Source organism: Streptomyces actuosus (assembly GCF_016921115.1).
In the GTDB taxonomy this organism is placed as follows: domain Bacteria; phylum Actinomycetota; class Actinomycetes; order Streptomycetales; family Streptomycetaceae; genus Streptomyces; species Streptomyces actuosus_A.
Window position 1 is genome coordinate 118,922 of sequence record NZ_JAFFZS010000006.1, and the last position, 23,595, is coordinate 142,516.

The following is a 23,595-nucleotide window of genomic DNA, read 5'->3' on the forward strand; positions in this document are numbered from 1 at the left end:
AGGGTCCGGCCGTCAGGTGCGTGTCCCCCGTCGCACGGCGCCGTGCCCGCGCCGGTTCAGTCGCCGGGGTCCACGGCCGTGGGGCGCCTCGACGCCGCCGTCGCCCCGGCCGGGTCCGCGAGGGGCCGCAGCCGGTAGGTGTAGGCGTAGTCGCGGTTCGCGAAGAGCTTGTACGCGTCGTGGGTCTGGGCCCCCCAGCTGTTGTCGCCGCCGACGCCCATCTGCCGGTGGTTGACCCGGAGGACCACCTCCTCACGGGGGTCGAGCTGGTAGTCGTGGCGGGCGGCGAGGGAGAGGTCCTCCGGGGTGAAGTGGGAGGCGTTGAACTCGATCAGCGGCTCCCCGCTGACGAGCAGGCCGCTGCCGTCGCCGTCGGTGAGGGCCAGCCACCTCACGTCCGTCCTGTTGCCGTTCTCCTGGGGGCGGATGTAGGGGGTCCACTGCCCGGAGACGGTGCCGGACCACAGGCCCACGTCGGTGCCGTCGTTGCGGTCCCGGTAGTTCTCCTCGGGGCCGCGTCCGTAGTAGCGCAGGTGCTCCAGCCGGGCGGGCAGGAACAGCAGGGTGCCGACCTCAGGGATGTACGGCAGGCTCGCCGCCCCGGGGTGCAGCGTGTTGTCGACGCGGATCTCGCCGTTGCCGAACACCGTGTAGGTGGTGGTGTACGTCGAGGTGGCGGTCGTCGGCAGGGTGCCGGTCACCTCGATCCGCACCGCCCGGTCGAGCAGGGCGTGCACGGTGACGGCGGTGACGGTGCGGCGGGTGCCGGCGTCGCGCCAGGTGCGGTTGCGGGTGTGCTGGCCGTTGCCGTGGTCGTTGTCGGTGGGGGCCCGCCAGAAGTTGGGGGCGGGGCCGGACACGATCAGGTCGCGCCCCAGGGCCCGGTAGGAGGTGATGACGCCGGTGCGCCGGTCGACGGTGACGTCGAAGTCCCGGCCGGTGACGGTGACGGCGGTGCCGCCGTCCTCGTGGCGGAGCGCGGGGACGCTCCGCAGCGGTACGGGGGTGACGGCCGGGCCGGCCGCGGCGAGTGGGAGCTGTGCCCGCGCCACCTCGAAGCCCGCCTTCGCCCACGGGGTGGGCTCGCGGAGGGTGAAGGAGAGGTCGAGGAAGTACTCGGTGCCGGGCGCCGGATCCGCGGGCAGTTGCAGGGGAAGGGTGACGTCCCGTGCGGACAGCGGGGCCACTTCGAGTTGAGGGCGTGCCAGCTCCCCCCTCTGCAGGGCCTGTCCGTCGGCGACCAGGGTCCAGGCGGCGTCGAAGTCGCGGAGGTCGGTGAACAGGTGCTCGTTGGTGACTCGCACGGTACGGTCGTCGCGGGCCGCCCAGGTGACGCCGATCGCCTGGTGGATCCGCTTGATCTGGGCGGCCTTGCCGGTGTGGCCGCGGTCCGCGGTGACGATGCCGTTGGCGGCGAAGTTGCCGTCGTTGGGATTGTCGCCCCAGTCGCCGCCGTAGGAGAGGAAGGTCTCGTCCCCCGGCTGCTTTTGGGAGAGGGCCGCGGTGGCCGCGTCGAACCAGAAGCGGACGTCGGCGCCGTCCGGACCGCGGCCGGTGTCGGCCAGTTCGGCGGCGCCGAGGGCGCGGGCGTACACCCGGGCGCGGCGGACGGTACCGCTGAACTCGCGGGTCATGGTGTCGGCGTCGACGGCGAGGGAGAGCGGGGCGGTGTTGCTGCTCGGCCGGCTCGTCGTGGTGCGGGTGGCCCTGACCATGCCGTCGACGTACAGCGTCAGGGTGCCCGCGGCGGCGTCGAAGACGCCGGCGACGTGGTGCTCGGTGCCGGTCCAGTCGTCGGGCAGGGACCAGTTCGCGCTGATCCAGCCGCTGCCGCCGTAGATGAAGAACTCCAGTTTCCGCCCGGTCTGCTTCAGCGCGTACTGGGTGTCGCCCTTGGCGATGATCGGCTGGTGGTAGCCGGTGAAGCGCGGGGTGATCCACGCCTCCAGGGTGAGGGAGCCGGTGAGGTCCAGCCGGGGGTCGCGGGCGAAGACGGTGGCGCCGGACAGGCCCCGTGCACGGTCGAAGGTGCCGGCGGCGGCGAGGATCTCGCCGCGCAGCCGGGCGGGCCCGGACTCGGTGAGCAGGGTGCGCGCGGGGGTGGGCCGGCGCAGGGACTGGTCGGCGAAGTCCCAGATCCAGCCGCCCTGGAGCACGGCGTGGCGGCGGACGAGGTCCCAGTACTCCGTGAGGTTGCCGCACGAGTTCCCCATCGCGTGGGCGTACTCGATCATGACGTAGGGCCGGGTGTCGGCGGTGTCCGCGGCGCGCTGCGCCACGCGCGCCGGGCTCTCGTACATCGCGGAGCGGATGTCGCTGATGCCGGGGCGGTCGTCGCCCTCGTACTGGATGACGCGGGTGGGGTCGCAGGAGCGGATCCAGTCGTGCATGGCCACGAAGGTGCTGCCGCCGCCGGCCTCGTTGCCCAGCGACCAGATGACGACCGAGGCGTGGTTCTTGTCGCGGTGGACCATGTTCCTGGCGCGGGCCAGGCAGGCGGCCGTCCATTCCGGGTGGTCGCCGGGGTACCGGCTGCGGATGCCGTGGGTCTCCAGGTTGGTCTCGTCGACGAGGTACAGGCCGTACTCGTCGGCGAGTTCCAGCCATTGGGGGTTGTCGGGGTAGTGCGAGGTGCGGACGGAGTTCATGTTCATCCGCTTGATGAGGGTGACGTCCTCGACCATGTCGGCACGGGTGAGCGCGGTGCCGCGGTCGGGATGCATCTCGTGCCGGTTGGTGCCGCGGAGGGAGACGGGCCTGCCGTTGATCCGCATCAGGCCGTCTACGAGGGCGAACTCGCGCAGGCCGACGCGGTGCGAGAGGGTCTCGGTGACCTGGCCGGCGGGGTCGCGCAGTTGGAGGACGGCGGTGTAGAGGTAGGGGTCCTCCGCCGACCAGAGTCTCGGCGAGGGCACGGCACGGGCGGCCTGCACGGTGCCCTCGCCACCGTCGGGCACGTCGAGCGGCTGCACGAGCGGGCGGGGCCAGACGGGGTGCCCGGCGGCGTCGTACAGCATGGTGTCGACGGTGTACCGGCCGCCGGGGCGGTTCCCGTAGGCCCGCACACGGGCGGTGACCGACAGCTCGGCGCTGCGGTATCCGTCGCCGAGGGGGGTGACGAGGGTGAAGTCGCGCAGGTGCACCGGTGGGGTGGAGTACAGGTGGACCGAGCGGAAGATGCCGCTCAGTCTGATCATGTCCTGGTCCTCCAGCCAGTCGCCGTCGCAGTAGCGGTAGACCTCGACGGCGATCTGGTTGGTGCCCGGTCGCAGGTGGTCGGTGATGTCGTACTCGGCGGGCGTGTACGAGTCCTCGTGGTAGCCGACCAGCCGGCCGTTGATCCACACGTAGTGGGCGGACTTGACGCCCTCGAAGTGCAGGAAGGTGCGGCGGCCGGCCCAGTCGTCCGGGACGGTGAAGGTGCGCCGGTACTGGCCGACGGGGTTGTAGCGGGTCGGTGCCGAGGGCGGCTGGGGGTCCTCGCCGTGGCCGTTGGGCCCCCAGTAGGGGTAGGTGACGTTGACGTAGACGGGGAAGTCGTGGCCGTGCAGCTGCCACACGGACGGGACGGGGACGGTCTCCCAGCCGCTGTCGTCGAGGTCGGTGCGGTGGAAGTCGGGGTCCCGGTCGGCGGGTCGGTCGGCGTAGGCGAACCTCCAGGCGCCGTCGAGGCCGAGCCGGTAGGGCGACGCGGTGCGGTCGGCGGCCAGGGCGTGCGCGAGGTCCGGGTACGGCATGAGGGTGGTGTGCGGGGGCTCGGTGCCCAGCTCGAAGACGTCCATCAGTGCGTTCCACTCCGGCGGCCCGGCCGCCGCGTCCTTCGTGTCGGCCGCGTACGCACGCCCCGGCGGGCCGAAGAGGGCCAGGGCGCCGAGGACGGCGGCCGACGACTCCAGGAGCCGGCGGCGGCTGAAGGGGGTCCGTCCCGCGGGGGCGGGCCGGGACGCGTGCGGGTGCGGCATGACCGTGGCCTTCCTCGTGGCGCCCGTGGGCTGCGGGCTGAGGTGCGTCGGATTGTGTTCAGTGCTGTTTGTATTTCGAAAATGTTGATATTTCGAACGAGAGCACGCACGAGCCGAATGGGCGCTCACTGCAGGTGTCGGCACGGCTACTGAGACAGGCACACCCTAGGGCCGAGGCTCACGCAAGGCAATGATCCTGTCGGAGTTTGTGTGTTCCTGATGATCGATCGCCCACCGGATGCGGGGCGCGGACATCCGCAGTGGGACGGGACGGGTCGCGCCACGGACCGCGACCGCTCCCCCTCCCCGAGGAGGACCGGACATGCCCTACTGCACCACGCGCGACGGCATCGAGATCTTCCACAAGGGCTGGGGCACGGGACGGACCGTGGTCTTCCTCCACGGCCGGCCGCTCGACGGCGACACCTGCCAGGACCAGATGAAGGCGGTCGCCGACGCCGTTCCGCGCCGTCGCGCACGACCGCCGCGGCCACGGCCGCTCCACTCCGGTGTACGACGGCTACGACCTCGCCGACCTCGCCGACTCCTCGGCCTGACCGAGGTGACCCTGGTCGCCCACTCCATGGGTGGCAGCGAACTGGCCCGGTACATCGGCCGGCACGGCACGTCCCGGCTGAGGTCGGCCGTACTGCTGTCGGCGATCCCTTCCGCTGACGCTCCAGAGCCCGGAGACCCCGAAGGCGTCCCCGACCAGGTCTTCGACGAGATCAAGGCCGGCATCCTGGCCGATCGGTCCCAGTTCTGGAAGAACACCGCGGTCGGGTTCTTCTCCGCCGGACGCAAGGGCAGCAGGGTCACCCAGGGCAACCTGGACGCCCTCTGGTTCATGGCCGTGCACCAGACCGTCCAGGGCGGCTTCGGCTGCCTGGACGCCTTCGGGTGCACGGACTTCCACGAGGGGATCGACGCCACGGCGCGCAAGAGCGCACGCATCATCCCCGGCGCCACCCTGAAGGTGTACGAGGGCGGCTCGCACGGCATCGCGACGGCCGCCGGGGACAAGGGGAGGTTCGACGCGGATCTCGTCGAGTTCCTCGAGAGCTGAGCGGGGGCGGGCCGGCCGGGAGCCGGCCCGTCACTCCGCAGGCGTGGCGGCCCGCTTGGGCAGCCTCCAGTTCGGGCGCGGGAAGTGGCAGGTATAGCCGTTCGGATAGCGCTCCAGGTAGTCCTGGTGCTCCGGCTCGGCCTCCCAGAAGTCACCCACCGGCTCGACCTCGGTGACCACCGTGCCCGGCCACAGCCCGCTCGCCTCCACGTCCGCGATGGTGTCCAGCGCGATCCGGCGCTGCTCGTCGTCGGTGTAGAAGATGGCGGACCGGTAGCTGCGGCCGATGTCGTTGCCCTGCCGGTCCCGGGTCGTCGGGTCGTGGATCTGGAAGAAGAACTCCAGCACCTCCCGGTAGCCCGTGGCCGCGGGATCGTAGACGATCTCGATGGCCTCGGCGTGGTCGCCGTGGTCGCGGTACGTGGCGTGGGGGGTGTCTCCCCCGGAGTAGCCGACGCGGGTGGTCACCACTCCGGGCTGCTTGCGGATCAGGTCCTGCATGCCCCAGAAGCAGCCGCCCGCCAGTACGGCCCGCTCGGTTCGGACTGTCATGTCGCACTCCCTGTCGGCGCTGCGCGGACACCGGCTGTGACGTCCCGGACCCGCGCGCCGCCCTGCTCGGTCATCTTCTCCAGTGTGCAGTGTGCGGCACCGGGAACGCGATCACCGTCCCCGGGGCCGGTGACGGCAGCCGGTGACGGCCCCTCCGCCGTCTGCCCGGGAGCCGTCCCCGCCGCCCGTCAGGAGGCCTCCTGCCCGGCGGCATCCAGGAGCAGGCCGGCGATCAGGGCCGCGCCCTCCTCACCGGTGAGCAGCGTGTAGTGGTTGGTGTCCGGGGCGTGGAGCACCGTCACACGGGCGCCGTCGAGCACCGAGGCCAGGCGGTCCGCGTCGTACAGGCCCTGCGGTTCGTCCAGCAGGCCCCGCTCGGCCAGGACCAGGGTGGCGGGGGCGGGCAGCCGGTGCACCGCGGCGAGCACGTCGTCGCCGAACAGGCCGGTGCCGTCGGCACGGACGGCCTCCACCCGGCACGAGGACCGCAGCTGCGGCTCGTGTCCGACCAGGTCGCGCTGGATGTACGCGTCGACCTCCGGCGTCCACCGCCGCGCGAACGCGGGGTGCGCCTGCCAGAAGGCGCGGTAGGAGGCGCGGTCGGGGAACGTCATCGACAGCCGGTTCATGGCCGGCCCGATGACCGCCGTCAGCAGTTCGTCGGGCGACAGGTGGGTAGGCGCCGGGAAGCCGGCCCCGCCGTCCACGAGCAGCAGCCGGCCGAAGCGCTGCGGGTGGCGTACGGCGGCCAGCGCGGCCGTGAACGCACCCATCGAGTGCCCGGCCAGCACCGGCCGGTGCAGCCCGAGCGCCTCGGCGACCGTGGCCGCGTCGTCGGCGTGCACGGCGATGCCGTACGGTCCCGGCAGGTCCGCGCTGCCCGCCCGCCCCCGCAGGTCGGGGGCGACGAGTGTGGCCCGGCCTGCGAGGCGGCGGGCCACCGGGCCCCAGCTCAGCGCGTTGGCGGTGATCCCGTGCAGGGCGAGCACCGTGGGCGCCGCGGGGTCGGGCGCGGCCCAGCGCAGCACGGTCAGGTCGCCGCCGGGTACGGGGACCCGGAGTTCCTCGAAGGGCAGCGGCTCGGGGGCGGGGCGGGCGCCCGCGGGCGCGGTGTCGGAGGGGGTCACGTCGTTTCCCTTTCCCTGTGCTCGGCGTGGGCGGGGGCTTCGGTGCCGGGCGTGGCACGGTCGGCGGGTGTTCCGGTGCGCCGGTCGGCGGGGTCCGGCCCGGGCCGGGCCGACCGCTGCCCGCGCCGCGCGGCGTCCCGGGTGCCGCGGCGGGCGGCCCGCGCGTTGCGGATGCGGCCCGGCAGCACGGCGAGCCCGCCGGGCAGGACGTCGACGACGACCACGAAGAGGACGCCGAGCAGGAACAGTGGCCGGCTGAGCGGGACACGCAGCACGGCGGGCAGGTCCGCGACGACCGCCGAGTCGGCTACGTCACCGAGGCGCTGGTCGGCCCAGGTGTAGAGGATGCCGCCCAGCATCGGGCCCCAGCGGGTGCCCGAACGGCGACGACCGCGAGGGTGGTGCCTGCGGCGAGGGTGGAGATGCGGCGGGGGTGTGCGGTGTTCGCGGACATCGTGGACATCTGACCGGCTCCCGGAACGTGGTGGCCGCCCCGGTCCTGGTCCGTGCCCTGATGGTGCGGGCACATCCGCGGCGGACCTCGGTGGCGGCGCCGTTGCTGACGGATGGGACGGTAGGAGTCCTGAACCGCTGCGGACATGGTGTTGCACGCTGCAACTGCAAGCATCCTCATATATCCAGCCCACATAGCTGCGATGTGACGGGAACGGCGATCATGGGCGGTGCGCCCGCCCGGCGCGGCCGCCCCGGCCCGCGTGCCTCACCGGCTCCGGCCCCGCCCCGCGGCCGTGTACCGACGTGAAAGGGTGGTGGATCCCCATGGCGGAACGGACTCCGGCCGAGCGGGTGCTGAGTCGCTCGTACGTCACCGCTGACGGAATCCGTTGCGACGTCGTCGGGATGTCGGTCGAGCACCGTCCGGACCGCGGTGTGACGTTGACGTACCGGTCGGCCGTGGTTCGCCGGGGCCACCCGGATGAGCGTCGGGCGGTCACTCTGCCCTGGGACGACAGGTCCTGGGCAGACGTGTTCGCCTCGCCCGCGCCTCCTCCCGACCGGCTGCGGCAGCTCGTGCACCTCGTCCATGCCCATCTGGAGGAGTGGTGGGACACGAAGGAGCACGACCGGCGGTCGGCGAAGAGGGGACGGCGGCTCACCTGACCCTCGCGCGCCGGCGCAGCCACCGACGCCGGTTCCTCCGGCGGAGCCGCACGTGGGACGCCCCGTGACGTCGGGATCGTGCGGGCAGACCCGTGGCAGGGCCCGCCGGAGGGGGCACGGCCGGCCGAGGGAGCACCTGCTGCGGGCGTCGTACCCCGCGCCCCGGTCCTCAGGACTCCGGCGAAGGCCCCTGACCGCCGCCGTACGGCGTGCGGACCTGCTCGGCGAACGCACGGAACGCCCGCTCGTCGAACAGCACGAACCTGACCTCCTCGACCGCGGTCTCCATGCCCCGCACCGTCTCCACCGCGATGCGGGCCGCGTCGTCCATCGGCCATCGGTACACGCCGGTGGAGATGGCGGGGAACGCCACGGAGCGCGCCCCGAGGGAGTCGGCCACCTTGAGCGACTCCCGGTAGCAGGAGGCGAGCAGCCCGGGATCGGCGCCCGACCGCTGGTAGACCGGGCCGACGGTGTGGATGACCCAGCGGGCGTCCAGGGCGCCGGCGGTCGTCGCGACCGCCTGCCCGGTGGGCAGGCCTCCGCCGTACCGTGCGGCGCGGAGCCTGCGGCACTCCTCCAGGATGGCGGGACCGCCGCGGCGGTGGATGGCACCGTCGACTCCGCCGCCGCCCAGCAGGGAGGAGTTGGCCGCGTTGACGATCGCGTCGACGCTCTCGAGTGTGATGTCGCCCTGGACGAGTGTGAGGGTGGTCATGACTGCCTCAGCCTCCTCCACACCGCCTTCGCGGCGTTGTGGCCGGACATCCCGTGCACACCGGGGCCGGGCGGGGTGGCCGACGAGCAGATGAACACGGCGGGGTGCGGCGTGCTGTAGGGGAACAGGGTCGGTCGGGGACGCAGCAGGGTCTGCAGGCCCGAGACGGCGCCGGTGGCGATGTCGCCGCCGACGTAGTTGGCGTTGCGAGCGGCGAGTTCGGCCGGACCCATGGTGGCGCGGGCGAGGACGCGGTCCCGGAAGCCGGGGGCGAAGCGCTCCAGTTGGCGTTCGACGGCGTCGGTGAGATCGCCGGTCCAGCCGTGGGGGACGTGGCCGTAGGCCCAGAAGACGTGCTTGCCGCCGGGGGCGCGGGTGGGGTCGACGACGCTGGGCTGGACGGTGATCAGGAACGGTCTGTCGGGGGCACGGCCCTCGCGGGAGGCGGCGCGCAGAGCGGTGCCGATCTCCGCGCTGTCCGCGCCGATCTGCACGGTGCCGGCGGCGCGGGCCTCGGGCGCCGTCCAGGGGACGGGGCCGTCCAGGGCATAGTCGATCTTGAAGACACCGGGGCCGTAGCGGAAGCCCTCGTAGGTGCGACCGAGACCGGCGATGCGGGCCAGGGCGGTGGGTGAGGTGTCGAAGACGTAGGCGCGGGCCGGCGGCAGGTCGTCCAGGCGCTTGACCTCGTAGTCGGTGTGGATGCTGCCGCCCAGGTCCGTGAGGTAGGCCGCGAGGGCGTCGGAGACGGACTGGGAGCCGCCGCGGGCGACGGGCCAGCCGCGGGCGTGCGCGGCGAGCGCGAAGACGAGGCCGACCGCGCCGGTCGCGATCCCGTTCAACGGGGCCATGACGTGGGCGACGAGGCCGGCGAAGAGGGTACGGGCGCGTTCGTCCTTGAAGCGGCGCATGAGCCAGGTGGACGGCGGCAGGCCGGCCAGTCCGAAGCGGGCGAGGGTGACCGGGTCGCGCGGGAGCGCCGTCAGCGGCAGGGACATGAAGTCCCGGGCCAGGGTGTCCCAGCGGGGCAGGAACGGCTCGACGAGCCTGCGGTAGGCACCTGCGTCGCGCGGGCCGAAGGAGGCGGCCGTCTCGGCGACGGAGCGGGAGAGCACGGCGGCACCGCCGTCGGCGAACGGGTGCGCCATCGGCAGTTCGGCGTGCAGCCACTCCAGGCCGTAGCGGTGCAGCGGCATGGCGCGGAACGCGGGCGAGTTGACGGCCAGGGGGTGCGCGGCGGAGCAGGGGTCGTGGCGGAAGCCCGGCAGCGTCAGCTCCTCGGTACGGGCGCCGCCGCCCACGGTGCCGCGGGCCTCGAACAGCGCCACGGAGAAGCCGCGGCGGGCCAGCTCCACGGCAGCGGTCAGGCCGTTCGGCCCCGCACCCACCACGACTGCATCGAGCATCGACGGCACCTTCGGACTCCTTCGTCAGCCGACGGCCTGCCTCAGGGCATCAGGATAGGCCGGGGCGCCGGCAGACCGCGGGGGCGGGTGTGCGCGGGGCGGGGCGCCGGGGCGCAGGCCGGCCGCGCGGTGGAGGCCGGCCGCGCGTGCGGCGTGTCGCCGGGCAGGGGGCGCGTGCCTCCCTCGTGGCCCGGCCGGGTTCGGCACGCGGGTCGGCGCCGATGAGCGGGACACCGCCGTCCACGGGGACCCCGTGGGGCGCGCCCCGGGTCTCAGGCGCCGCCGCCCGCCAGCAGCGCCGCGATCCGGCGGGCCGTGGCGGCGTCCCGGGCCGCGGTGAAGGGCAGGTCGTTCCCGCCGGTGATGCGGAACGGCTCGCCGGTGACGGTGAGGTGGGCGCCGCCGGCCTCCTCCACCAGCAGCAGGCCGGCCGCGTGGTCCCAGGCGGCCTCCCAGGAGAACGCCGTGGCGTCCGACTCCCCGCGGGCCACGGCGAGATACTCCAGGCCGGCCGAGCCGCAGGGGCGGGGCGCGACGCCGGAGGTACGCAGGCCGAGCAGGGCGAGCTTCTGCTCCTCGGTGGTGTAGTCGGGGTGGGAGGTGGCCACTCGCAGGTCGCGGCCCGGCTCCGGGGGCCCGGCGAACAACCGCTTCCCGTCGAGGTAGGCGCCGCCGCCCCGTACGGCGACGGCGAGTTGGCCGCGGGCCGGGGCGTACGTCCAGGACGCGTGGACCACGCCGCCCTGGGCCAGGGCGACCAGGGTGCAGAAGCCGTCGTCGCCGTGCACGAACTGCCGTGTGCCGTCCACCGGGTCGACGATCCAGACCGGAGCCTCGCCGCGGATCGCCTCGTACGACAACGGGTTGGCGTGCACCGCCTCCTCGCCGACCACGGCGGACCCGGGCAGCAGTGCGCCGAGGGCCTCGGTGAGGTGGAGCTCGGCCCGGCGGTCGGCGTCGGTCACCAGGTCGTGCGGGCCGCTCTTCTCGTCGACCTCGTGCGCGGCGAGCCGCCGGAAGCGGGGCACGATCTCGGCCGCGGCGGCCGTGCGCACCGCCTCCTCCACGTCGTCCGAGTGGCGGGCGAGAAACTCGTCGATGGTTTCGCTGTTCTTGATCACCCCTCCATGAGAGCACGCGCCACTGACAATCCCCACCGGGGCCGTGCACACCCGGTGGAATCGGCGTGAACAGCGCGGGCCCGCCGCCCCGGCGGCGCCCGCGGGGGCGGTGCCTCCACCCGCGCGGCGGGCGCGGCCGGCACCGCGGGTGCTCAGCGTCCGACGGCCCGCCCGCTCCCCGAACAGGCCGGCGACATCCGTGCGACGCTTCCGGACAACCGGGCTTCAGGCCCCTCGGCCGGTCCGCCCAACCCGCGTACGGACACGCCCGGTTGGACCGCCCCTCGGGCCGGGCGGCGGCCGGGGTGCCCGGCCGCGGCGGCCCGCTCCGGCGGGTCGGCCGCAAACACGCCGGTCGCGGCACGGGCGACGGAGCCGTGCCGGGCCCCGCCGCCGGCACTGCTGCGTCACCACGCGTGCACGGAGCGAGTTGACCCTTCCGCACCACACGGACTCGTGTGACACTGTCGTCCCGTCCGCACTGTGGACGGGGTCCGCAGCCCTCCCCCACGAGAAGTGCGCCGTGCGATCTCTTCCCCTGCCGCTCACTCTGACCGCGCGCCTGTCCCCGGTCGCCGTGCTCGCCACGGTCGGCTGGGCCCTGTCCTCCGGCCCTCTCGCCCCGGCGGCGCCGGCCGCCGGAGGGAAGCCCGCTCCCGCGAAGACGGCCACGCAGTCGGCCTCGGCCCCGTCGGCGTCCGCGGTGTCGAAGACGTACACGGCGGCCCCCGCGCCCTGTCAGGGTGTGGGAGCGAAGACGATCGGGTCGCTGGTGCCGGGCGCGAAGACGGCCGGCAAGGAGATACCGTCCACGGACCGCACGGCGCGCCGCACCTGCACCTGGAACGCCCTCAAGGGCTACGACTACCGGTGGCTCGACGTGACCTTCGACATCGCCGACTCGGCGGACGATGCGCACACGTCGTACATGGAGCGCATCGCGGAGAAGAGCGGAGGCGGCGCGGTCCCGGGGCTCGGTGACGAGGCCTACTCCGTCGTGAACCTCACCACCGAGGACAAGCAGCAGACCCGGGAGGGCGTCGTCATCGCGCGCGCCGACAACGCCCTGGTCGTGGTGACGTACAACGGCAGCGACTTCGAGTCGAAGAAGGCGCCGGGTACGGACGAGATCAACAAGGGGGCCATCAAGGCCGCGAAGGAGGCCGTGGCGGCGCTGGGGAAGGGCCGGTAGGACCCGCCCCTCCCCGGTCGCCGGCGGGTCCTCCCCAGGCCTCGGCGTCAGGCGGCCGTCTCGCGGCTCCGGCGGGTCGCCATCAGCAGCAGGTACAGCACCAGCGACGTACCCAGCCCGACCGCCCAGCCGTAGTCGGCGAGCGGTTCCAGCGCGGGGATCGGACGGCCGTCGACCAGGGGCCGGAGACTCGCGCCGCCGACCGCGAGGACACCGCCGGTGACGAAGGCGGCCACCGCCCGCCAGTTCCAGCCGCCCCGGTACCAGTAGCGGCCCCCGGAGCGGTACAGGTCGACGAGGTCGAGCCGGCCGCGGCGCAGCAGCCAGTAGTCGGCGATGAGGATGCCGGCGACGGTGCCCAGCAGGCCTCCGACGAGGCCGAGCCAGGTGAAGATGTAGCCCTGCGGGTCGGCGTACAGCTTCCAGGGGAAGATCAGCACGCCGAGGACGCAGGTGGCCAGGGCGCCGGTGCGGAAACTGATCCTGCGGGGCGCGAGGTTGGAGAAGTCGAACGCCGGTGAGACCAGGTTCGCGGCGATGTTCACCGACAGGGTGGCGACCAGCACGGTCACCAACGCGTACAGCAGGCCCACCGTGTTGTCCGTCTTCGCCGCGAGCTGCACCGGGTCCCAGACCGGCTCGCCGTACACCGCCTGCGAGCCGGAGGTGACCAGCACCGACAGGAACGCGAAGAGGGTCATGGTGGTCGGCAGGCCGAGCGCCTGGCCCCAGGTCTGGGCCCGCTGGCTGCGGCCGTAGCGGGTGAAGTCGGGGATGTTCAGCGACAGCGTCGACCAGAAGCCGATCATGCCCATCAGGGAGGGCCAGAACAGCTTCCAGAAGTCGGCGCCCCAGCCCAGCCGCGAGGGCTGGTCGAACAGCGGGCCCAGGCCGCCGGCTCTGCTGCTCATCCACCACAGCATCACGAAGGCGCCGACGAGCACGAAGGGCGCCGCCCAGTTCTCGAAGCGGCGGATGGTCTCCATGCCGCGGTAGATGATCACGACCTGGAGCGCCCAGAACAGAGCGAACGACAGCCACATGGTCCAGGCCTGCCCGCCGACCTTCGCGGCGTCGCTCCAGCCGGCGCCGATGAGCTTGCCGGCGAGGAAGTAGATGGCCTCGCCGCCGATCCAGGTCTGGATGCCGAACCAGCCGCAGGCCACCAACGCCCGCACGACGGCGGGCAGGTTGGCCCCGCGGATGCCGAAGGAGGCGCGTGCGAAGACCGGGAAGGGGATGCCGTACTTGGGTCCCGCGTGCCCGGTGAGGAGCATCGGCACCAGCACGATGACGTTGGCGAGGGCGATGGTGAGCACCGCCTGCTTCCAGTCCATGCCGACGGCTATCAGGCCGGAGGCGAGGGTCCAGGAGGCGGTGTTGTGGGCCATGCCGACCCACAGCGCGGAGAAGTTGTACGTCGTCCAGGTCCGCCGTTCGACGGGGACGGGCAGCAGGTCCTCGTTGGCGTACGGACCGCTCGGGCCGGCGGAGCCGGGGGCGAGCTCCACCCGCCCGTCGGGGAGGGTGACCTGGGTGGCCGGGGGTGTCGCGGTGGAAGCGGTGTCGGTCATGGCAGCCCCATCAGGTGAGGTGGGTCGGAAGTGGCCGTGCGGGCACCGGCCCCTTCCCGGGACGTCGGGAAGGGGCGACCAAGGGCTGGGGGGTGGCGGGTGCGTCGGAGCCTTGCGCGGGGTCAGGCGTTGACGGCGGGGATGACCTGCTGTCCGTAGGCGTCGATGACGGCCTCCTGCGCGTCGTGCATGTCGTACACGGCGAACTGGTCGACGCCCAGCTCGCGCAGGGCGTTCAGCTTCTCGACGTGCCGCTCGACGGGGCCGATCAGGCAGAACCGGTCGACGATCTCGTCGGGCACGAAGGCGGTGTCCGGATTGCCGCTGCGCCCGTGGTGGGCGTAGTCGTAGCCCTGGCGTGCCTTGATGTACTCGGTGAGTTCGTCGGGCACCTGGGAGGAGTGCTCGCCGTACTTGGCGACCAGGTCGGCGACGTGGTTGCCGACCATCCCGCCGAACCAGCGGCACTGCTCGCGGGCGTGGGCGAGCGCGGCGGGCGAGTCGTCGTCGGTGACGTAGGCCGGGGCGGCGACGCAGATCGTCACCTCGGACGGGTCACGGCCGGCGGCGACGGCGGCGTCCTTCACGGCCTTCACCATGTACCGCGTCAGATACAGGTCGGAGAGCTGGAGGATGAAGCCGTCGGCCTCCTCGCCCGTCATCTTCAGCGCCTTGGGGCCGTACGCCGCCATCCACACCGGCAGTGCCGCGTCCGGTTCGGTCCAGGGGAAGCGGACCACCGTGCCGCCGAGGTCGGCCTCCCGGCCGCTGCCGAGGGCGCGGATCACCTTCATGGCCTCGCTGATGCGGGCCAGGGTGTTGGGTTTGCGGCCCGCGACGCGCATCGCGGAGTCGCCGCGGCCGATACCGCACACGGTGCGGTTGCCGAACATGTCGTTGAGGGTGGCGAAGGTGGAGGCGGTGACCTCCCAGGTCCGGGTGCCCGGGTTGGTCACCATGGGACCCACGATCAGTCGCTCGGTCCGGGCGAGGATCTGACTGTAGATCACGAACGGCTCCTGCCAGAGCACGGCGGAGTCGAAGGTCCAGCCGTGGGTGAAGCCGTTGTGTTCGGCCCGCTGCATCAGGTTGATGACGCGGGAGGCGGGCGGGTCGGTCTGCAGGACGAGTCCGAAGTCCATGGGCGCCGCTCCTGATGGGGGTTAGTGGAGGTACTGGCAGGTGGAGCGCGGGGTGTAGACGCCGTGGCCGGCGCGCCCGGTGTACTCGCGCTCGGTGATGACGGGTTCGCCGCGCGAGAGGACGGTCTCGACGCGTCCGGTGACACGCCTTCCCTCGTACGCCGAGTAGTCGACGTTCATGTGGTGGGTCCCGGCGGAGATCACCTGTTCGGCGTGCGGGTCGTAGACGACGACGTCGGCGTCGGCGCCCGGCGCGATGGTGCCCTTCTTGGGGTACAGGCCGAACATGCGGGCCGGGGTGGCGCAGGCGATCTCGATCCAGCGGCGCCGGCCGATGTGCCCGTCGACGACGGCCTGGTGGAGCAGGTCCATGCGGTTCTCGACGCCCGGGAGTCCGTTGGGGATCTTCGAGAAGTCGCCGCGGCCGAGTTCCTTCTGGCCGACGAAGCAGAACGGGCAGTGGTCGGTGGAGACGACCTGGAGGTCGTTGGTCCGCAGGCCCTGCCAGAGCCTGGCCTGGTGCTCCCGCGGACGCAGGGGGGTGGAGCAGACGTACTTGGCGCCCTCGAAGCCGGGTTCGGCGAGGTTGTCGGTGGACAGGAACAGGTACTGCGGGCAGGTCTCCCCGAAGACGTTGAGCCCGTCGTCGCGCGCCCGGGCCAGTTCGGCGACCGCCTCGGCGGCCGAGACGTGCACGACGTACAGCGGCGCGCCGGCGACCTGGGCGAGGCGGATGGCGCGGTGGGTGGCCTCGGCCTCCAGCAGGGCCTTGCGGACCTCGCCGTGGTAGCGGGGGTCGGTCTCGCCGCGGGCGAGGGCCTGCTCGACGAGGACGTCGATGGCGATGCCGTTCTCGGCGTGCATCATGATCAGGCCGCCGTTCTCGGCGGAGCGCTGCATGGCGCGCAGGATCTGGCCGTCGTCGCTGTAGAAGACGCCCGGGTAGGCCATGAACTGCTTGAACGAGGTGACGCCCTCCTCGACCAGCAGATCCATCTCCTTGAGCGTCTCCGCGTCGACGTCGGAGACGATCATGTGGAAGCCGTAGTCGATGGCGCAGTTGCCCTCGGCCTTGGCGTGCCAGGTGTCCAGGCCCTCGCGCAGGGAGCGGCCGACGCTCTGCACGGCGAAGTCGACGATGGTCGTGGTGCCGCCCCAGGCCGCGGCCCGGGTGCCGGTCTCGAAGGTGTCGGACGCGAACGTGCCGCCGAACGGCAGTTCCATGTGGGTGTGGACGTCGACGCCTCCCGGGACGACGTACTTCCCGGTGGCGTCGACGACCCGGTCGGCCGTCCAGGCCTCTGCGGCCGGCGTGCCGGAGGCGGCGAGGGCGGCGATGCGGCCGTCCTCGATCAGGACGTCGGCGTGGATCTCGTCGGACGCGGTGATGACGAGGCCACCACGGATGACGGTTCGGCTCATGCTCCCTCTCCTTCCGGTCGTGCGTACGGGGGGTACGGCGGGTACGCGGGGTGCAGGGGGGACGGGGTGCTCAGGGTGCGGTCAGCGGCGTGTAGGCGCCCGGTGCGCGGTCCCGGTAGAACTGCCAGCGGTCGCGGACCTCGCGCAGCTTGGCGAGGTCCAGGTCGCGGACGACGAGTTCGGTCTCCTTGTCGCTGGCCACCTCGCCGACGAACTGGGCCTCCGGATCGACGAAGTACGAGGTGCCGTAGAAGTCGTTGTCGCCCAGCTCCTCCACCCCGACCCGGTTGATCGCACCGACGAAGTACTCGTTGGCGACGGCCGCCGCCGGCTGCTCCAGCTGCCACAGGTAGCCGGACAGGCCGCGCGAGGTGGCCGAGGGGTTGAAGACGATCTCGGCGCCTGCGAGGCCGAGGGCCCGCCAGCCCTCGGGGAAGTGGCGGTCGTAGCAGATGTAGACCCCGATCTTCCCGACGGCCGTGTCGAAGACCGGCCAGCCGCTGTTGCCGGGGCGGAAGTAGAACTTCTCCCAGAACCCCTTGACCTGCGGGATGTGCGTCTTGCGGTACTTGCCGAGGTAGGAGCCGTCCGCGTCGATGACGGCGGCCGTGTTGTACAGCACGCCCGGCTGCTCCTCCTCGTACATCGGCAGGACGAGGACGATGCCCAGCTCCTTCGCCAGGGCCTGGAAACGGCGCACGATCGGGCCCTCGGGAATCTGCTCGGCGTACTCGTAGAACGCCGGATCCTGGACCTGGCAGAAGTACGGCCCGTAGAACAGCTCCTGGAAGCACAGCACTTGGGCGCCCTGCGCCGCCGCGTCGCGGGCCGCTTGCTCGTGGACCCGGATCATCGACTCCTTGTCGCCGGTCCACGCGGTCTGGAACAGGGCGGCACGGATCACTTGGCTCATCGAGGTCTCCACTCACTCGGTGTGGTGCGGTGAGCCTAGAAAGTCCGTACGGCGACGTTGAGTTGCACCGTGTCACGTCTGCGGGCGCCGTGCGTGGCAGCGTGTCACGCTTGCGTCGGCCCATGTTTCACCGCCGTGTTCCCGGGTCGTCGGAGGTTTCACCGCTGTTGCGCATCGTGCGCGAGGAGCGCGATGTGGACCGAGGCGGCCTGCTCGAAGTCGTCGAGATCCACGCCGAGCCGGACCTGTATGGCCTCCAGGCGCCGGTAGAGCGCGGGCCGGGAGACGTGGTGGAGCTGGGCGGTACGGGACTTGTTGCGGCCGGTGGCGAGATAGGTCCGCAGCACGCCCAGCAGATCCTGGTCGGTGGCGCTCAGCAGCCCGTCCAGTTCGCGCTCGGCGAAGGACTGCACGTGCGGGTGGTCGCGCAGCAGGCGGATCAGGCCGCGCAGGTGGACGTCCCGGAGGCGGACGACGGCGGGCAGGTCCAGGGCGGGTGCCGAGTCGGCGACGGCGTCGGCGACGTGCCGGGCCTCGCGCAGCCCGGCGGCCACCTCGTCCCAGGCCGTGCGCGGGTCGGCGGCGGCGACCACGGCCGTCCCCAGGTCCGTCTCGGAACGCAGCCGGGCGGCGAAGTGGGCGGCGAGCGCCGCGGCGTCCTGGTCGCGGGCGAGGCTGAGCAGGACGGCGGTCGCCCCGGGCGCGAGCTCGGCGACCAGCCCGGGCAGGCCCACCATCCGCAGCACGCGGTCGAGTCGGGCGGGGTCGGCGCCGCGGACGACGAGCGGGACGAAGCTGCGCCGGTTGACGGGCAGCCCGGCGGCGCGGGCCCGCGGCAGCAGTTGCCGGGCCGGCACGACGCCGGAGACCAGGTCGGTCAGCAGGCCCTGCGCGGACTGTTCCTCCCAGGTGCCGGCCGAGGCGCCGCCGAGCATGCGGTGCAGTACGAGCGCCTCGGCGGCGCGGTCGGCGAGGAGCCGCCCCACTGCGGTGTCGCCGCGGTGGCCGCACAGCAGGATCCGGCCCCAGCGCTCCCCGCGCCCGCCGAGTTCGGCGCGGATCCAGCCGTCGCCCTCGCTGCCGCCGGCCTGGCGGGCGATGCGCTCCCAGTCGCGCAGCACGTCGTCGACGGCGGACCGCTCGCCCGCGGTGGCCAGGACCCGGTGGGCGAGGTTGGTGACGACGACGGGGCAGCCGCTGTAGCGGGCGACCTCGTCGAGCAGCCCCTGGAGCGGCGCGCCCGCGGTGATCAGCCCGTTCAGGGCGGTGCGGACCGCCTCCGAGAGGCTGACGGCCGCGTACTTCCGCCGCACCAGCCGGGACTGCACCTCCTCGGTCAGTTCGGCGAAGGGGAAGGGCCGGTGCAGCACGACCATGGGCAGCCCGCACCGCTCGGCCACGCGGCGCATCGCGTCCGGCGCGGTGGGGAAGGCCCGGCCGAGGCCCAGGACGACGGCCGCGGCCTCCGCGCGGTACAGGGAGCGGACGTACTCGGCCTGCTTGTCCTCGTCGCCGGCGAGCAGCACACCGGTGGTGAGGATCATCTCGCCGCCGCTGAGCATCACACCGACGTCGGCGGCCTCGGCGACGTGGACCCAGCGCACGGGCCGGTCGAGCTGTCCCGCGCCGGCCACCACCTCGGGCTCCCCGGCGAGCACCCGTTCGAGGTTGAGCACCTGCCGTACGGACAGAGCCGGTTCCAAGGGCTCCAAGGTGGTGGTCATGGCGTGTTCCCCTGCTCGGTGCCGTGCTACTGGATGCTCCTCAGGGCCCGTTCGAGGATCGCCGCACCCTCCTCGGCCTCCGCGACGGTGAGGGAGAGCGGTGGGGCGATGCGCAGGGCGCTGGTGTTGTGGCCGCCGCCCTTGCCGATGAGCAGGCCGCCGGAGCGGGCGGCCTCCAGCACCGCGGACGCCGCCCGCGGGTCGGCCTCGTCCGTTCCGGGCCGGGCCAGCTCGACGCCGATCATCAGTCCGCGTCCGCGCACCTCGCGCACCGCGGGCACCTGGGCGGCGACGGCCCGCAGCCGCTCGATGAGGAGCCCGCCGACACGCCGGGCGTTGCCCTGGAGGTCGTGTTCGAGCAGGTACGTGAGGTTGGCGAGGCCGGCCGCCATGGTGATCTGCGTGCCGCCGAACGTGGAGATGGAGTTGGCGTCCAGGCAGTTCATGATCTCGGCGCGGGCGATCACACCGCCGATGGACATGCCGTTGCCGATGCCCTTGGCGAAGGTGACGATGTCCGGCGGTCCGCTGCGGGAGTGCGCCTGCCAGCCCCAGAAGTGGTCTCCGGTGCGGCCCCAACCGGTCTGCACCTCGTCGGAGATCCACAGCACACCGCGGTCGTCCAGCACGTCGCGGAAGGCGGCGTACAGCCCGTCGGGCGGGGAGGTGAAACCGCCGACGCCCTGGATCGGCTCGGCGATCAGCGCCGCCGGCCGGCGGGTGTGGCCGAGCAGGTCCGTCAGGTCCTCGACGCAGGCCTCGACGAACGTGGCGTCGTCCAGGTGCGCGTACGGGCCGCGGGTGCGCACGCCGCCGTGCACGTACAGCGTCTGGAGCGGGGACAGCGAGGTGGGCGACCAGCCGCGGTTGCCGGTGATGCCGACCGCGCTGAACGAGCGGCCGTGGTAGCTGTTGCGCATCGCCAGGACGGTGTTGCTGCGGCGGTACGTCGTCGCCAGCAGCAGGGCGGTGTCGTTGGCCTCGGTGCCGGAGGTCGTGAAGAAGACCCGGGCGTCCGGGATGCCGCTCACCTGGGCGATGCGCTCGGCCAGCTCGACCATGGGCCGGTTGAGGTACAGGGTCGAGGAGTGGATGATCCGCCCGGCCTGCTCGCCGACCGCCTTGGTCACCTCGGGCAGGGCGTGCGCGGTCATCGTGGTGAGGATGCCGCCGAAGAAGTCGAGGTACCGGTTGCCGTCGGCGTCCCAGACGTGCCGGCCCTCGCCGTGGGTGATCTCGATCGGCTCGTCGTAGTAGAGGGCGAGCCAGTCGGGCAGCACGCCGCGGTGGCGGGCGTAGAGGTCGTTCACGGGCGCACCAGCCCTTCGTAGGCGTCGGGGCGGCGGTCGCGGTAGAAGGCCCACTGCTGCCGGACGTCGTCGATCAGGCCGAAGTCGAGCTCGCGGACGAGGAGTTCCTCCTCGGTGTCGGAGGCGGTGTCGCCGACGAACTGACCGCGCGGGTCGACGAAGTAGCTGGTGCCGTAGAAGTCGTTGTCGCCGTAGATCTCGTGGCCGACGCGGTTGATCGCGGCGACGAAGTACTCGTTGGCGACGGCCGCGGCGGGCTGCTCCAGCCGCCACAGGTGGGCGGACAGGCCGCGGTGGGTGGCGGACGGGTTGTAGACCAGTTGGGCGCCGTTCAGGCCGAGTTGCCGCCAGCCCTCGGGGAAGTGACGGTCGTAGCAGATGTAGACGCCCACCTTGCCGACTGCGGTGTCGAAGACGGGCCAGCCGAGGTTGCCGGGACGGAAGTAGTACTTCTCCCAGAAGCCCTCGACCTGGGGGATGTGGTGCTTGCGGTACTTGCCGAGGTAGGCGCCGTCGGCGTCGACGACCGCCGCCGTGTTGTAGTGGAAGCCCGGCTGCTCCACCTCGAACACCGGCACGACGATCACCATGCCGGTCTCCCGGGCCAGGTCCTGCATCCGGCGCACGGTCGGCCCGTCGGGCACGGGCTCGGCCCACCGGTAGTGCTCCGCGTCCTGGACCTGACAGAAATAGGGGGCGTTGAAGACTTCCTGGAAGCCGATGACCTGCGCCCCCTGCCGGGCCGCCGTGCGGGCGTGCTCCTCGTGCTTCGCCACCATGGACTCGGTGTCGCCGGTCCAGGTGGCCTGGACCAGTGCGGCACGTACGACGTTGGCCATGAGCTGCTCCTTCGACACGACGTCAGAGCCTCTACGCCCGTAGAGCAGGCCGTAGAGGGTCGAACGTAAGCCTCGGCGACGGGCTTGCCAAGACCATCGTCGTGTCCGTTCGGGTGTTTCAGGAGGCGAGGCCCGCGACGCGCAGGGCGTGCACGAGGTCCCAGTGCCGCTCGTCGGAGACGTCCTGCGCGGCCCGCAGCAGCAGCGGCACGATCAGCTGCGGGTCGGCGGCGGCGCTGCGGACGGCCTCCTCGGGGGTGCGGACGCGGACGTAGGCGTCGAGCAGGGCGCGGATCTCGCGCCTGCGCCCTTCCGCGGCGAGCACCTGGAGGGCCTCGCCGATCTCGGCGGCCGGGCGCACCACGCCCTGGCGCAGCATCTGCTGCCCGTCGGCGTCACGGCCGGCGGCGACCAGCGCGTTCGCTGCGGCGACCAGGTGCGCGGCGGGCAGCGAGACGGCCTCCCACAGCAGGGTCGCCCAGTCGGCACCGAGGCCGGCGTGCTGGAGTTCGGCGGCCAGCACCGGGAAGCGTGCGGCGGACCAGTGGGCGGCCTCCACCAGCAGGGCATGGGCCTCGCCGCTGCGGCCCTGGGTGCGCAGGTGCACCAGCTGCGCAACGAGCGCCGCGACCTCCTCCCCCGCCGCCGGGTCCGGCGGTTCGACGGGCACGGCCGGCCCCTCCCCCGCCTCCTGCGCGGCCCCGGCGAACCGCGCGCCCCGCGGTGTGCGCCCGCCCTCCTGCGCCGCGGTGGGGGCGTCCGGCACGTCGACGGCCGGTGCGGGGACGGGCGGGAGGTCGCCTTCGACCATCCCGGCGAAGCGGGCGCTGCCGCGGCGGCGCTTGCGCTGCCGGGACGGCGGCGGTGCGAGGGCGCCCGCGTCCCGGGCGTCGCGGGCCGGACCGGAGCCGCGGGGGCCTCCCCGCGCGCCCTCGGCCGCGGTGCCCGGCGCGATCGTGCCGCCGGAGTCGTCCGGGGGCGCGAAGGGGCCGTGAGGGGCCCGGGGGGCGGGGAAGCCACCGGGGTCGGCGGGGCTCCCCCCGGGGCCGGTCGCAGCGGGACCGACCGGGGCGCGGGCGGCGGCCGAGGGGCCGGAACCGGCGCGGCCGGCGGGTCCGAAGTCGTGGGTGGGGGGTGCCACGGGGCGATCGGCCGGCCGGCCCGCGGGCCGTTCGGCGCCGGGTCCCGCCGCGCCCTCCCAGGAGCCGGTGCCCGCCCCGGCCGCCCCGTCGCGGGGGCGTGCGTCCGCCGCGACGGCGGCCGGGTCGCCGGACCACTGGGCCGGACCCCGTCCGTGGGCGTCGCCCCGGGCCGGTTCGGCGGGTCCGTCACGTCGTGCGGCGACTCCGGGCGCGGCCCGTTCTGCGGGCCGGCCGCCCCGGGCGCCGGGACCGTCACCCGGTCCGGGATCCCGGGGCGCCCCCGGCGCTCCGGCGCCACCCGCGCGCGGGACCGGCCCGCCCACCGCCCCGGCCCGCGGCACGACCCCGCTCGTGCCCGAGGCCGGCCCCGTGCGGGACAGGCGGTCCAGGCGGGCCGTCCGGGCCCGCAGCTCGGCGCACCGGGCGGTGGCGCGTTCATGGTCGTCGTCGGCCCAGGCGAGCTCGCGTCGCAGGCCGTCGGCCTCCTCGCGGGAGAGGGGCGAGGTGAGCAGCCGGGTCAGTTCCGCCTGTCGTTCGGCGGCGTACCGCTGCTCGCGGAGCATCACGTCGAGCCGGTCGCCGAGGACGTCCCGTGCGCCGGGCCGGGCGTCGCAGGCGGCGAGCGCGGCGGCGTGCAGGGCGCGCGCCGGTTCGAGCTCCCGGGCCGCGACCGGGGTGCCGTACCGGACGGCGAGGTCCTGGAGCAGGGCTTCCACCACGTCCCACGGCGGCACCTCACGCCCGTCGAGGCAGGCCCGCATGCCGTCGGGATCGCGCTGCCAGAACACCCCGCACCAGCCGCCGGCCTGATCGAGGCGCGCCAGCAGACCATCCAGGTAGTTCGCGAACTCCCCCACCCTGCCCGGGAGTTGTTCCACTGTCATCGCCCAACTCCTGCCAGACCGGACCACTCCGCCCGGTAGACAACACGAGCCGTGTTACGGGTTCGCTACAGGGAGTTTTCGAGGGGGGTGCGGAGCGCTCCGGATCGCGCGGCACGAAAGGTGACTCAGGTCCGAACGAGCCCGCACCGGTACACCAGTTCGTCCATCGACAGTCCGAGCGAGCGCGCGAGCGCGGCGACCGTGAAGAAGGCGGGGGTCGGCGCCCGGCCGGTCTCGATCTTGCGGAGCGTCTCGGCGGAGATGCCGGAGCTCGCGGCGACCTCGGCCATGCTGCGGCCGCCGCGCGCCTCGCGCAGCAGCCGTCCGAGCCGTTCGCCGCGCTCGCGCTCTTCGGGGGTCAGGGGTGTGCGCACCATGA

Annotated in this window: 17 protein-coding genes and 2 pseudogenes; 3 read left to right on the forward strand and 16 right to left on the reverse strand. The window is 73.2% G+C overall.

The window, feature by feature from the left end; genetic code table 11:
- Positions 1–56: 56 nt before the first annotated feature.
- Positions 57–3,962 carry a glycoside hydrolase family 2 TIM barrel-domain containing protein gene (locus JS756_RS10480; protein WP_205382748.1) on the reverse strand — a complete coding sequence of 1,302 codons (3,906 nt, stop codon included), beginning with the start codon at positions 3,960–3,962 and terminating at the stop codon, positions 57–59.
- A 322-nt stretch (positions 3,963–4,284) separates the two neighbouring features.
- On the opposite strand from JS756_RS10480, the pseudogene JS756_RS10485 reads away from it, so the two are divergent.
- Positions 4,285–5,028: pseudogene (locus JS756_RS10485) on the forward strand (alpha/beta fold hydrolase).
- A 30-nt stretch (positions 5,029–5,058) separates the two neighbouring features.
- Here the strand turns inward: JS756_RS10485 and msrA are convergent.
- The 3 genes and pseudogenes from msrA to JS756_RS10500 form a co-directional block, all read right to left on the reverse strand.
- Positions 5,059–5,580: a peptide-methionine (S)-S-oxide reductase MsrA gene (gene msrA / locus JS756_RS10490; RefSeq protein WP_205382749.1), complete on the reverse strand. Its 522-nt coding sequence runs from the start codon at positions 5,578–5,580 to the stop codon at positions 5,059–5,061.
- 188 nt (positions 5,581–5,768) lie between these two features.
- On the reverse strand, positions 5,769–6,707 hold the full coding sequence (locus JS756_RS10495) for an alpha/beta hydrolase (RefSeq protein ID WP_205382750.1): 939 nt from the start codon (positions 6,705–6,707) through the stop codon (positions 5,769–5,771).
- Positions 6,708–6,868: 161 nt separating this feature from the next.
- Positions 6,869–7,087, reverse strand: a pseudogene (locus JS756_RS10500) (branched-chain amino acid ABC transporter permease); the annotation flags it as partial.
- Positions 7,088–7,487: 400 nt separating this feature from the next.
- Here JS756_RS10500 and JS756_RS10505 point away from each other — a divergent pair.
- Positions 7,488–7,829 (forward strand): hypothetical protein, encoded by a 342-nt coding sequence (locus JS756_RS10505; RefSeq protein ID WP_205382751.1) that lies wholly within the window; start codon positions 7,488–7,490, stop codon positions 7,827–7,829.
- A 169-nt stretch (positions 7,830–7,998) separates the two neighbouring features.
- Here JS756_RS10505 and JS756_RS10510 read toward each other — a convergent pair whose 3' ends face one another.
- From JS756_RS10510 to JS756_RS10520, 3 genes are all read right to left on the reverse strand, one after another.
- Positions 7,999–8,547 (reverse strand): O-acetyl-ADP-ribose deacetylase, encoded by a 549-nt coding sequence (locus JS756_RS10510; protein WP_205382752.1) that lies wholly within the window; start codon positions 8,545–8,547, stop codon positions 7,999–8,001.
- Positions 8,544–9,953 (reverse strand): phytoene desaturase family protein, encoded by a 1,410-nt coding sequence (locus JS756_RS10515; RefSeq protein ID WP_205382753.1) that lies wholly within the window; start codon positions 9,951–9,953, stop codon positions 8,544–8,546. The genes JS756_RS10510 and JS756_RS10515 overlap by 4 nt, the downstream gene beginning before the upstream one ends.
- A gap of 272 nt (positions 9,954–10,225) precedes the next feature.
- Positions 10,226–11,074, reverse strand: a complete 849-nt coding sequence (locus JS756_RS10520) for an inositol monophosphatase family protein (RefSeq protein WP_205382754.1) — start codon at positions 11,072–11,074, stop codon at positions 10,226–10,228.
- Between the two features lie 523 nt (positions 11,075–11,597).
- Here JS756_RS10520 and JS756_RS10525 point away from each other — a divergent pair.
- Positions 11,598–12,266, forward strand: a complete 669-nt coding sequence (locus tag JS756_RS10525) for a hypothetical protein (protein WP_205382755.1) — start codon at positions 11,598–11,600, stop codon at positions 12,264–12,266.
- A gap of 47 nt (positions 12,267–12,313) precedes the next feature.
- Here JS756_RS10525 and JS756_RS10530 read toward each other — a convergent pair whose 3' ends face one another.
- The 9 genes from JS756_RS10530 to JS756_RS10570 form a co-directional block, all read right to left on the reverse strand.
- Entirely contained in the window at positions 12,314–13,840 is a 1,527-nt protein-coding gene (locus JS756_RS10530) for an NCS1 family nucleobase:cation symporter-1 (RefSeq protein WP_205382756.1), read from the reverse strand.
- A gap of 122 nt (positions 13,841–13,962) precedes the next feature.
- Positions 13,963–14,982: a TIGR03842 family LLM class F420-dependent oxidoreductase gene (locus JS756_RS10535; protein ID WP_205382757.1), complete on the reverse strand. Its 1,020-nt coding sequence runs from the start codon at positions 14,980–14,982 to the stop codon at positions 13,963–13,965.
- A gap of 21 nt (positions 14,983–15,003) precedes the next feature.
- Positions 15,004–16,404 carry a dihydropyrimidinase gene (gene hydA / locus JS756_RS10540; protein WP_205382758.1) on the reverse strand — a complete coding sequence of 467 codons (1,401 nt, stop codon included), beginning with the start codon at positions 16,402–16,404 and terminating at the stop codon, positions 15,004–15,006.
- A gap of 70 nt (positions 16,405–16,474) precedes the next feature.
- Positions 16,475–17,317: a nitrilase-related carbon-nitrogen hydrolase gene (locus tag JS756_RS10545; RefSeq protein WP_205382759.1), complete on the reverse strand. Its 843-nt coding sequence runs from the start codon at positions 17,315–17,317 to the stop codon at positions 16,475–16,477.
- 158 nt (positions 17,318–17,475) lie between these two features.
- Positions 17,476–19,041 (reverse strand): PucR family transcriptional regulator, encoded by a 1,566-nt coding sequence (locus JS756_RS10550; protein ID WP_205382760.1) that lies wholly within the window; start codon positions 19,039–19,041, stop codon positions 17,476–17,478.
- Positions 19,042–19,067: 26 nt separating this feature from the next.
- On the reverse strand, positions 19,068–20,351 hold the full coding sequence (locus JS756_RS10555) for an aspartate aminotransferase family protein (RefSeq protein WP_205382761.1): 1,284 nt from the start codon (positions 20,349–20,351) through the stop codon (positions 19,068–19,070).
- A complete protein-coding gene (locus JS756_RS10560) occupies positions 20,348–21,190 on the reverse strand; it encodes a nitrilase-related carbon-nitrogen hydrolase (protein WP_205382762.1) in 843 nt (280 codons plus the stop codon). Before JS756_RS10560 ends, JS756_RS10555 begins: the two co-directional genes overlap by 4 nt.
- Positions 21,191–21,308: 118 nt before the next feature.
- A complete protein-coding gene (locus tag JS756_RS10565) occupies positions 21,309–23,216 on the reverse strand; it encodes a hypothetical protein (RefSeq protein WP_205382763.1) in 1,908 nt (635 codons plus the stop codon).
- A gap of 125 nt (positions 23,217–23,341) precedes the next feature.
- Positions 23,342–23,593: a helix-turn-helix domain-containing protein gene (locus tag JS756_RS10570; protein WP_205382764.1), complete on the reverse strand. Its 252-nt coding sequence runs from the start codon at positions 23,591–23,593 to the stop codon at positions 23,342–23,344.
- Between the last annotated feature and the right edge of the window lie 2 nt (positions 23,594–23,595).

Coding starts and splice junctions, on each gene's coding strand:
- JS756_RS10565 (WP_205382763.1), bottom strand. CDS start 23,216: ATGACAGTGGAACAACTCCCGGGCAGGGTGGGGGAGTTCGCGAACTAC.
- JS756_RS10550 (WP_205382760.1), bottom strand. CDS start 19,041: ATGACCACCACCTTGGAGCCCTTGGAACCGGCTCTGTCCGTACGGCAG.
- JS756_RS10570 (WP_205382764.1), bottom strand. CDS start 23,593: ATGGTGCGCACACCCCTGACCCCCGAAGAGCGCGAGCGCGGCGAACGG.
- hydA (WP_205382758.1), bottom strand. CDS start 16,404: ATGAGCCGAACCGTCATCCGTGGTGGCCTCGTCATCACCGCGTCCGAC.
- JS756_RS10560 (WP_205382762.1), bottom strand. CDS start 21,190: ATGGCCAACGTCGTACGTGCCGCACTGGTCCAGGCCACCTGGACCGGC.
- JS756_RS10545 (WP_205382759.1), bottom strand. CDS start 17,317: ATGAGCCAAGTGATCCGTGCCGCCCTGTTCCAGACCGCGTGGACCGGC.
- JS756_RS10480 (WP_205382748.1), bottom strand. CDS start 3,962: ATGCCGCACCCGCACGCGTCCCGGCCCGCCCCCGCGGGACGGACCCCC.
- JS756_RS10510 (WP_205382752.1), bottom strand. CDS start 8,547: ATGACCACCCTCACACTCGTCCAGGGCGACATCACACTCGAGAGCGTC.
- JS756_RS10535 (WP_205382757.1), bottom strand. CDS start 14,982: ATGGACTTCGGACTCGTCCTGCAGACCGACCCGCCCGCCTCCCGCGTC.
- JS756_RS10530 (WP_205382756.1), bottom strand. CDS start 13,840: ATGACCGACACCGCTTCCACCGCGACACCCCCGGCCACCCAGGTCACC.
- JS756_RS10505 (WP_205382751.1), top strand. CDS start 7,488: ATGGCGGAACGGACTCCGGCCGAGCGGGTGCTGAGTCGCTCGTACGTC.
- msrA (WP_205382749.1), bottom strand. CDS start 5,580: ATGACAGTCCGAACCGAGCGGGCCGTACTGGCGGGCGGCTGCTTCTGG.
- JS756_RS10515 (WP_205382753.1), bottom strand. CDS start 9,953: ATGCTCGATGCAGTCGTGGTGGGTGCGGGGCCGAACGGCCTGACCGCT.